This is a genomic window from Microbispora sp. ATCC PTA-5024, assembly GCF_000511135.2.
GTDB classification, from domain to species: Bacteria; Actinomycetota; Actinomycetes; order Streptosporangiales; family Streptosporangiaceae; genus Microbispora; species Microbispora corallina.
The window spans coordinates 621509-629861 of sequence record NZ_KI866526.1; the positions used below are offsets into that span (position 1 = coordinate 621509).

The 8353-nt window shown below is 74.6% G+C and carries 9 protein-coding genes; 4 read left to right on the forward strand and 5 right to left on the reverse strand.

Annotated elements, in window-relative coordinates:
* Together MPTA5024_RS42930 and MPTA5024_RS33535 are read right to left on the reverse strand one after the other, a co-directional pair.
* Window positions 1–439, reverse strand: a 439-nt coding sequence (locus tag MPTA5024_RS42930) for an STAS domain-containing protein (protein WP_084370238.1), incomplete at its 3' end; no start/stop codon positions are given.
* Window positions 440–604: 165 nt separating this feature from the next.
* Entirely contained in the window at window positions 605–1837 is a 1233-nt protein-coding gene (locus MPTA5024_RS33535) for an MFS transporter (RefSeq protein ID WP_036331762.1), read from the reverse strand.
* 161 nt (window positions 1838–1998) lie between these two features.
* Between MPTA5024_RS33535 and MPTA5024_RS33540 the strand changes: the two genes are divergently transcribed.
* Both MPTA5024_RS33540 and MPTA5024_RS33545 read left to right on the forward strand, forming a co-directional pair.
* Window positions 1999–2784 carry a hypothetical protein gene (locus MPTA5024_RS33540; protein ID WP_051458969.1) on the forward strand — a complete coding sequence of 262 codons (786 nt, stop codon included), beginning with the start codon at window positions 1999–2001 and terminating at the stop codon, window positions 2782–2784.
* Window positions 2771–3958, forward strand: a complete 1188-nt coding sequence (locus MPTA5024_RS33545; protein WP_084370207.1) for a helix-turn-helix domain-containing protein — start codon at window positions 2771–2773, stop codon at window positions 3956–3958. Before MPTA5024_RS33540 ends, MPTA5024_RS33545 begins: the two co-directional genes overlap by 14 nt.
* Before the next feature lie 19 nt (window positions 3959–3977).
* On the opposite strand, the gene MPTA5024_RS33550 is transcribed toward MPTA5024_RS33545, so the two are convergent.
* Window positions 3978–4451 carry a DUF6098 family protein gene (locus tag MPTA5024_RS33550; protein WP_051458970.1) on the reverse strand — a complete coding sequence of 158 codons (474 nt, stop codon included), beginning with the start codon at window positions 4449–4451 and terminating at the stop codon, window positions 3978–3980.
* Window positions 4452–4687: 236 nt separating this feature from the next.
* Between MPTA5024_RS33550 and MPTA5024_RS33555 the strand changes: the two genes are divergently transcribed.
* Window positions 4688–5668 (forward strand): alpha/beta hydrolase, encoded by a 981-nt coding sequence (locus MPTA5024_RS33555; RefSeq protein ID WP_036331765.1) that lies wholly within the window; start codon window positions 4688–4690, stop codon window positions 5666–5668.
* A gap of 85 nt (window positions 5669–5753) precedes the next feature.
* Entirely contained in the window at window positions 5754–6989 is a 1236-nt protein-coding gene (locus tag MPTA5024_RS33560) for an acyl-CoA dehydrogenase family protein (RefSeq protein WP_232326753.1), read from the forward strand.
* A 109-nt stretch (window positions 6990–7098) separates the two neighbouring features.
* Here MPTA5024_RS33560 and MPTA5024_RS33565 read toward each other — a convergent pair whose 3' ends face one another.
* Both MPTA5024_RS33565 and MPTA5024_RS33570 read right to left on the reverse strand, forming a co-directional pair.
* Window positions 7099–7551, reverse strand: a complete 453-nt coding sequence (locus MPTA5024_RS33565; RefSeq protein ID WP_157099863.1) for a hypothetical protein — start codon at window positions 7549–7551, stop codon at window positions 7099–7101.
* A 375-nt stretch (window positions 7552–7926) separates the two neighbouring features.
* Window positions 7927–8353, reverse strand: a 427-nt coding sequence (locus MPTA5024_RS33570) for a helix-turn-helix domain-containing protein (protein ID WP_198167543.1), incomplete at its 5' end; no start/stop codon positions are given.

The following is an 8353-nucleotide window of genomic DNA, read 5'->3' on the forward strand; positions in this document are numbered from 1 at the left end:
GGCAGGGCGGGCCCGGGGGCTCCGCGCCCGGCACGGCCGGCTTCGCGACGACGACCCCGCTCGCGGCGGCGGACCCTCCGGGCGTCCCGGTTCGGGTCGCCCGCCGGACCGCCTCCTCCGGGGTGGCGCAGAGCGTGATCCGGCCGGGCCACGCCAGAGTGAGCAGCCTCCGGAGCACCGGGGGCGCCGCCGCCACGGACAGGCTTCCTCCCCGCTCCGTCAGCGACGCGCAGGTGGCGACCAGCAGCCGGCCGCCCGCGACGTCGCAGAACGTCAGCCCGGAGGCGTCCACCACGAGGTGCCGGGCCCACGACGACTGCAGGGCGTGGAGCCGGGCGGCGAGCCGATCCGCCGTCGTGTGGTCGAGATCTCCGCTGACCCGGATGACCGCGAGGCGGTCGGCGGGGCGGAACAGTGTGACGCTGACGTTCAGGTCCATGATCGCCGTCCTTCGACGATCGCGGAGGCGCGGAACCCCCACTGGTCTTCTCACCCTAGATGACGGCCCCGGCCCGCGACAGGGTGCGACGGCGGCCACAGCACGCTCATGACCAGGATCAGACCGTGGAGGGAGGAGGCCGCCGGTGACCGCTCCGGCGGCCGTTCAGGGGGTGCCGGCGCTCCGGTCTCCCGGGGGGTCCGCACGGCCCGCCGACGGCGTGTGGAGCAGGTGCCGGGCGAGGGCGGTCGCGGCGAGCACGGCCACCAGCGCGCAGACGCCGGGCCACCCGAGCACCGTGTAGGCCCGCACCCCCAGCCACGAGCCGGCGCTGCCGCCGAGGAAGGCGCAGGTCATGTACGCCGTGTTCATCCGGCTGCGGGCCTCGGGGCGCAGCGCGAAGATCCGCGCCTGGTTGGCCACCTGCCCGGCCTGGGTGGCGACGTCGAGCAGGAGCATGCCCGCGGCCAGCGCGACCAGGCCGGCCGGGCCGCCCGCCACGCCCGCGAGGAGGACGGCCGCCGCGGCCACCGCGCCGGCCGCGCACCACAGGTTGACCTGGTCGGGCCCGTGGCGGTCGGAGCGGCGCCCCGCTGCGGGGGCGCAGACCACGCTCCCGGCGCCGATCAGCGCGAGCAGGCCCACCGCCTGCGCCCCCAGGCCGTACCGCGGGCCGGTCAGGAGGAGGGCGACGCAGGTCCAGGCGGCGGAGAAGCCGGCGAAGATCGTGGCCTGGTAGAGGCAGGAGCGGCGCAGGGCGGGCTCGGTGCGCAGCAGCAGCACCGACGCGGCCAGCAGCGACGGGTACGGCTGCCGCGAGGCCGGGGTCGTGACCGGCACCGCGACGGCCGCGACCGCGGTGAGCGCCAGCACGACCGCCGCCGCGACGACGTAGGGCGCGCGCCAGCCCAGCCACTGCCCGACCGTGCCGGAGAACGTCCGGGCCAGCAGGATGCCGGCGATCAGACCGCTCAGCAGCGTCCCGGTCACGGCCCCCCGGCGCTCCGGCGGCACCAGTCCGGCGGCCATCGGGACGATCACCTGCGGGACCACCGTCGTGCCGCCCACGGCGGCGCTCGCGGCGACGAGGACGGGCAGCGTGGGCGCGGCGCTCGCCGCCAGCAGCCCGAGTCCGGTGAGCGCGAGCAGCGTGACGATCAGCGGGCGGTGCGGCAGCCGGTCGCCCAGCGGGACCAGCAGGAAGATCCCGGCGGCGTACCCGATCTGGGTGGCCGTCACCACCAGCGCGGCCTCGTCGGGCGGCACCCGCAGACCGGAGGCGATGAGCGGGCTGATCGCCTGGGGGAAGTAGACGTTGGCCACGCTCACCCCGCAGGCCACCGCCAGAAAGAGGATCGTCCGGCGGCCCGGGGACGCCTGCCGCGCCTCGGGCGCCACGTTTTCTCCCTATTGGAACCGATTTGACGGATTCCAGACTTTACCAAGGGTGCGGCGCGCCGCGGCGGGCAACATCAACTCCAGCACGGCCGGGAGTAGGATGCGCGGAAATGAAGTGCCCGGGGGCGGCCGCGTCCCCGGCGGAAGCGGGAGGGCCGCCGATGGGTGGGGGAACCGGGACGGGATCGCCTCGGCCGGGCTGGGCCGCCGGGCGCTTCGGCCACCACGCCGAGTCCGTGCGCCGCCGCCTCGTGGCCGCGCTCGCCGAGGCCGTGGGCAACGCCCAGGACGCCCAGCGGTGGTCGCGCAGCGACAAGCGGTTCCCGTTCGGCCACACCCTCATGACCCGCCGCTACGAGGCGCTGGTCGAGGTGTTCCGCGACGAGCCCGGGTTCCACATGGTCCGGCCCTACGGCTCGCCGCACCACCTGGTGATCCTCGACGGCAACCTGCTGCTCCCGTTCCGGTACGCCGAGGACGACACCACTCCGATCACGGAGGCGCGGGTGGGCGACGGCCGGATCTCGGCCCTGGTCCGCGAGCTGTTCACCCGGTTCGGCCCGGCCGCCTCCTACCTCCAGGAGGAGCTCGACCTGTCGATCGAGGAGCGCGACGACCTCGACCGCCTGCGTCCGGCCCTGGCCCGGCTTCCCGACGACACCCGCCTCGTCCCGGTCGCGTACGCGGGGAACGCCCACGCCGGGCTGCTGCGGCTCTACTGGGGTGAGGCCGAGCTGCTCGACGACTTCGGCAGGCTCCGCTGGCTCCACCACGAGCAGATCCCGCTCGCGCTCGCGGCGGGCGCGCATCTCGCGGAGATCGGCGCCGGCCACGGCCGGTTCGACGACGGCGCGCCGCCTGAGCTGGGCCTGCGCCCGCACACCTCCCGGGTCCCGGACGAGGCGGCGGAGGGGACGGCGGTCGCGGCGGGCGATGAGCACGCCTGAGCCGCCCGCTCGCCCCGGAACGCCTGAGCCGCCCGCCCGTCCCGCAACGCCCGGGGCACAGGCCGTCAGCGACGCCTTCGACCCGGCCCGGCTGACCCAGGCCCGCCACCTGGCCGGCCTGGCCAAGAAGGACCTGGCGGCCAGGATCGGCGTCACGCCGACCGCGGTCGGGCAGTACGAGACAGGGGCGACCCGGCCGAGGCCGGAGCTGATCCCGCGGCTGGCGCGTGCCCTGGCCGTGCCGCCGGCGTTCTTCCTCGCCGGCCGGCCGCACGGCAAGCTCGACGGGTCGATGGCGCACTTCCGCAGCCTGCGCTCGACCCGCGCCTACCAGCGGGCCAAGGCCGTCGCGTTCGCCGAGCAGGTCTGGGAGCTGGCCCACGCCCTGGAACGACGGGTGCGGCTGCCCCGCGTCGACCTGCCGGGGTTCTCCGGCGGGGAGGTCCATCCCGGTGTCGACCTGCCGCGCGAGCCGGCGCAGGCCGCCCGCGCGCTGCGCCGCCTCTGGGGCCTCGGCGCCGGCCCGCTCGCGCACATCGTCCGCCACATGGAGGCCCACGGGATCATCGTGGTGTTCCCGCCCGCGGACGAGGACGCGGCGACGGTCGACGCCTTCTCCACCTCCCAGCTGCCGCGTCCCGTCGTGGTGCTCACGGCCAACCGGTTCGACGACATCCACCGCTACCGCTTCACGGCCGCGCACGAGCTGGGGCACCTGGTCCTGCACGGGGACATCGCCTCGGGGGACTCCCAGCAGGAGCGGGAGGCCGACGCGTTCGCGGCCGAGCTGCTCACCCCGCGCGACAGCATCCTGCCCGACCTGCCGGGACGGCTCGACCTGCGCCGGCTGGCCCGGCTGCGCGACGTATGGGGGGTGTCCGTCGACTCCCTGCTCTACCGCTGCCGGGAGGTCGGCCTGATCTCCGACTCCGCCGCCGGCCGGGCCTACCAGCGTCTGGGCGAGCTGCGCGGCCAGCCGGGATTCGCCCCCGAGCCGATCAGCGGCTATCCCGGGGAGCAGCCCGTCATGCTCCGGGAGGCGTTCGACCTGGCGGTGGCCGAGACCGGGCTGACCATGGCGGCGCTCGCCGCGCAGCTGGCCTGGCCGGCCGCGCGCGTCCGCGAGCTGCTGGGGATGCCCGACCCCCGCCCCGCGCTCCGCATCGTTCCCTGAGGCGGGGCGCCGGCCCGGGTCAGCCGGTGGAGTCGCGGCCGGTGTCGAAGGCCTTCTCGTAGTGCTCGCGCGACTGCTCGATCACGCTCTCGCCGAGCCGGGCCACCGGTTCGACGTCGGCGATCAGCGGCTCGTGGTCCGGGCCCCGGCCGGCCACCCGCCCGGCCATGACCCAGGCGTGGCGGTCGGCCTCCTCGCCGAGGTGGGTGTACTTGCACACCTGCCGGGCCACCCAGTCGCGCAGCGGGCTGGTCCACCACGGCTCCGCGTCGAGGACGGTGGCCGACAGCCCGGGGAGCCGGTGCCCGCTCTCGTAGTCGACGCTCGGGCGGCCGGCGTCGGCCTCCGGCCCCTTCGAGTACCGCAGGTAGAGCCCGGGCCGCCGGGCCACCAGCTCGGTCAGCTCGTCGAGGCCCCGTACGACCGGCAGGTCGCGGCCGGCCTCCCGCCCGTCCGCGGGCCCGTCCTCCAGCCGCCGCCTCGGGCCGCTCATCCGCGCCCCCTTTCCCTGCTCCCTCGCCTCCCGGACGGACGTACGGGCCGGTCCCGGGACCTGGCCTCACCACCGGAGCGCCCGTCCGTGAGGGCCACCCTCCCCCGGCGGGGGAGAGGCAAACCGCCATCCGGCGGGCGCCGGCCGGGCCATTCGCGCCATCTCGCGGTTGCCGGGTGACCTGCGGCGACGCAGGATCGGAAGCAGCCCGAGCGGACGACATCGAGGAGGCCGAGGTGGCGCAGAGCCCCAGCCAGCATCCGAACCTGGACCCCGAGCTGAGGGCGGCCGTCGAACAGGGCGGCCTGATGACGGCCGACCTGTCGACGGTCACCTTCGGGGACCTGCCGGAGATGCGCGCCCAGATGAACGCGGCCCTGGCGGCGATGGCCCCCGCGTTCCCCGCCGGCGTCACGGTCGAGGACAGGAAGGTGCCCGGCCCGGAGGGCGCGCCGGCCGTGCGGGTGCGGATCTACCGGCCGCAGACGCAGGACGGCCCGCTGCCCGCGCTCTACTGGATCCACGGCGGCGGAATGATCATCGGCAGCCCCGAGATCGACGACGCCCGGATGGCCGCGAACGTGCTGGAGATCGGCTGCGTGGTCGTCTCCGTCGACTACCGGCTCGCGCCCGAGCACCCGCACCCCGCGCCGGTCGAGGACTGCTACGCCGGGCTCGTGTGGACCGCGCGCAACGCGGACGACCTCGGCGTCGACCCCGCCAGGATCGCGATCGGGGGAGCCAGCGCCGGAGGCGGCCTCGCGGCCGGGACCGCCCTGCTCGCCCGCGACCGCGGCGGCCCCGCCCTCGCCTTCCAGCTCCTGGTCTGCCCGATGCTCGACGACCGGAACACCACGCCGTCCAGCCGGGAGTTCGCGCAGGCCGTCGTGTGGGACCGGGCGGCCAACCTGTTCGGGTGGTCCGCGCTGCTCGGCGACGCGGCCGGGGGTGAGGACGTGCCGGTCTACGCGGCCCCCGCCCGGGCGGGCGACCTGTCCGGACTGCCGCCCGCCTTCGTCGACGTGGGCGAGCTCGAGGTCTTCCGGGACGAGTGCATGGAGTACGCCCTCCGGCTCGCCCAGGCCGGCGTGTCGACCGAGTTCCACCTGTGGCCGGGCGCCTTCCACGGCTTCGCGGGAATGGTCCCCGGCGCGACGATCAGCAGAAGGGCCTCCGACGCTCAGGTCGCCGCGCTGCGCCGGGCGCTCGTGGAGTGAAGGGGCCGGGCCGCCGTACCGACGAATGTTCTGGTACGGCGGCCCGGTTGCCCGCACAATGGGTGCGAACCGCACCTGAGGGGGCATGATGGCCATCGATTTCACCCTCGCGCCCGAGCACGAGGAGATCCGGGCGCGCGTGCGCGCCTTCGTCCGGGAGACCGTGATCCCCGCCGTCGAGGGGTTCGAGGGCGACCGGGAGGCGCCGCGCGACGAGTACCTGCGCACGATCTTCGGGCTGCGCCGCACGGCGCGCGCCGAGGGACTGTGGCTGCCCCACATGCCCAAGGAGTGGGGCGGGATGGGCCTCGGCCACGTGGAGCTCGCGATGGTGCAGGCCGAGGCGGCCAAGACCCGCCTGGGCCCGTGGATACTCAACTGCGCCGCCCCTGACGAGGGCAACATGCACACGCTGCTGCACTGGGGCACGGACGAGCAGCGGGAGCGGTACCTGCGGCCGCTGACCGAGGGCGTCGCGACCTCGTGCTTCGCGATGACCGAGCCGGAGGTGGCCGGCTCCGACCCGACCCTGATCCGCACCCGGGCCGTACGCGACGGGGACGAGTGGGTGATCGACGGTCACAAGTGGTTCATCTCGAACGCCCGCCGGGCGACGTTCGCCATCCTCATCGCCCGGACCGAGGACGACGTCCCCGAGGGCGCGCGGGGGGCGACGACGGCCTTCCTGGTCGACCTGCCGCAGGAGGGCTGGAACGACGTCCGCGAGGTCGAGACCATGCACGGCTCGACGGGCCACAGCGAGATCGTCATCAGCGGCCTGCGGGTGCCGGACGGCCAGATCCTCGGCGGTCGGGGCAACGGGCACCGGCTGGGGCAGTACCGGCTCGGCCCGGCCCGGCTCGCCCACTGCATGCGCTGGATCTCCCAGGCCGAGACGGCCCTCGACATGATGGTCGACCGCGCGCTCAACCGGTACAGCCACGGGTCGCCGCTCGCCGAGAAGCAGGGCGTGCAGTGGATGATCGCCGACTCGGCCATGGAGCTGTACCAGTGCAAGCTGATGGTCCTGCACGCCGCTTCCAAGATCGACAAGGGGGAGGACTTCCGCACCGAGGTGTCCATGGCCAAGCACTTCGTGGCGGGCAGCCTCAACCGGATCGTCGACCGGGCGATCCAGGTGCACGGCGCGCTCGGCTACTCGACCGACACCCCGCTGGCGAGCATGTTCCAGCACGCCCGGTGGGCCCGGTTCGCCGACGGGGCCGACGAGATCCACCAGATGCGGATCGCCGAGCGGACGATCGAGGCCTACCGCTCGACCGGCTCCACGAGCTCCGCCACGGGCGGCCTGCCCCTCTGAGATCTCGGTGGCTCGCCCCGGACGGCGCCTCCCGTCCGGGGCGAGCGGCAGCGGATCGATCCGCTGCCCGCGTTGTCGGCCCGCCTGCGATCAGGCGGCCGCACCGGCACTAGCTCGACGAGCAGCTGGTGAGCCAGGGGCCGGGATAGACCGGCTGAGTACTGCAGTTCAGGGTGAGGCTCACGCTGGTCGCGCCGGAGGGGACGCTGACCCCGCCGTAGCCGGACAGGTCCCATTGGTGCCCCGAACTGCACAGGGCGTAGACGGTGACGGATGTCGTCCCGCTGGGCAGCGTCGCGGTGATTCCGTAGGCATGTGTGGCCGGGATCGCGTAGGGGCTGTAGCTGACCGAGCCGCCGGGGCTGGCGTAAACCGATACCTGATAGGGATACCAGTCACTGGTGCTCCCGCTGTAGTTGACGTTCAGGCAGTCCACGGTGGCGTTCAGGACGGTGGTGCCGGCCATGGCGGGTTGCGGCGCGGCCACCAGGCCGAACGCCCCGGTGGCGACGAGCGCCGAACCCAGCGCCAGCGCCCGCCGGGCTGATTTCACAGCGAACATGGGCATCCCTTCTCTCGCCTTCACTATCAGCCACAACGAATTCAGCATCCGGCAGGGTGACCGTCAATGGCCTCCGTTTTCGGCAGGGCCAAAACGTCGTGCCGGCCGGGGATGAGAAAAGAGCGGCGGCTCCGGGCGATCGAATCCGTGACCCGCAAGATTTGTCGGACGGGCCCTGGACGACCGCGACGTTTGCGGAATCGGCATCGCAAAATAAATGGGAAACGCAGGCCCGTAGAAGTGACATGCCATTTGGACCGGCACCCCGCCGGCTGAAATATTCACCGCCTGTGCTCGGCGAAAGCGCCGCGCCCTCGACGGGCCCCTGGCCGGCCCGCCTTCGCGAACCGGCAAAGGAACAGCCGCGAAGACGGCTCAGCGGGTGAGGCGCAGCAGGCGCAGCGCCAGGTGGGCGCGCAGGCGGCCGCCGGGCTCGGCGAGGGAGAAGCCCAGGGCCGCCTCCACCCGGGCGACGCGCGCGGCGAGCGAGCTGTGGTGCAGGTGTGCGGCCGCCGCGGCCCGCCGTACGGTGCCCTCGGCGCACAGCGCCTCCAGCGCCGCGACCAGTTCGCGCCCGTGCGGCCGCTGCTCCAGCGCGCGCAGGGCGCGCACGTCGGGGAGCGCGGCGACCTCCTCCACCGGCACGTGGGCCGCGAACAGCGCGAGCGCGCCCAGGCCGGCCCAGTGGACGACGGGCTCCTCGGGGACGGCGAAGCGCAGCGCCGTCCGGGCTGCCGCCCACGACTCCGGCGCCGCGAGCCCGGCGACCGCCGACCCGACCCCCACCAGCGTCCCCGGCGGC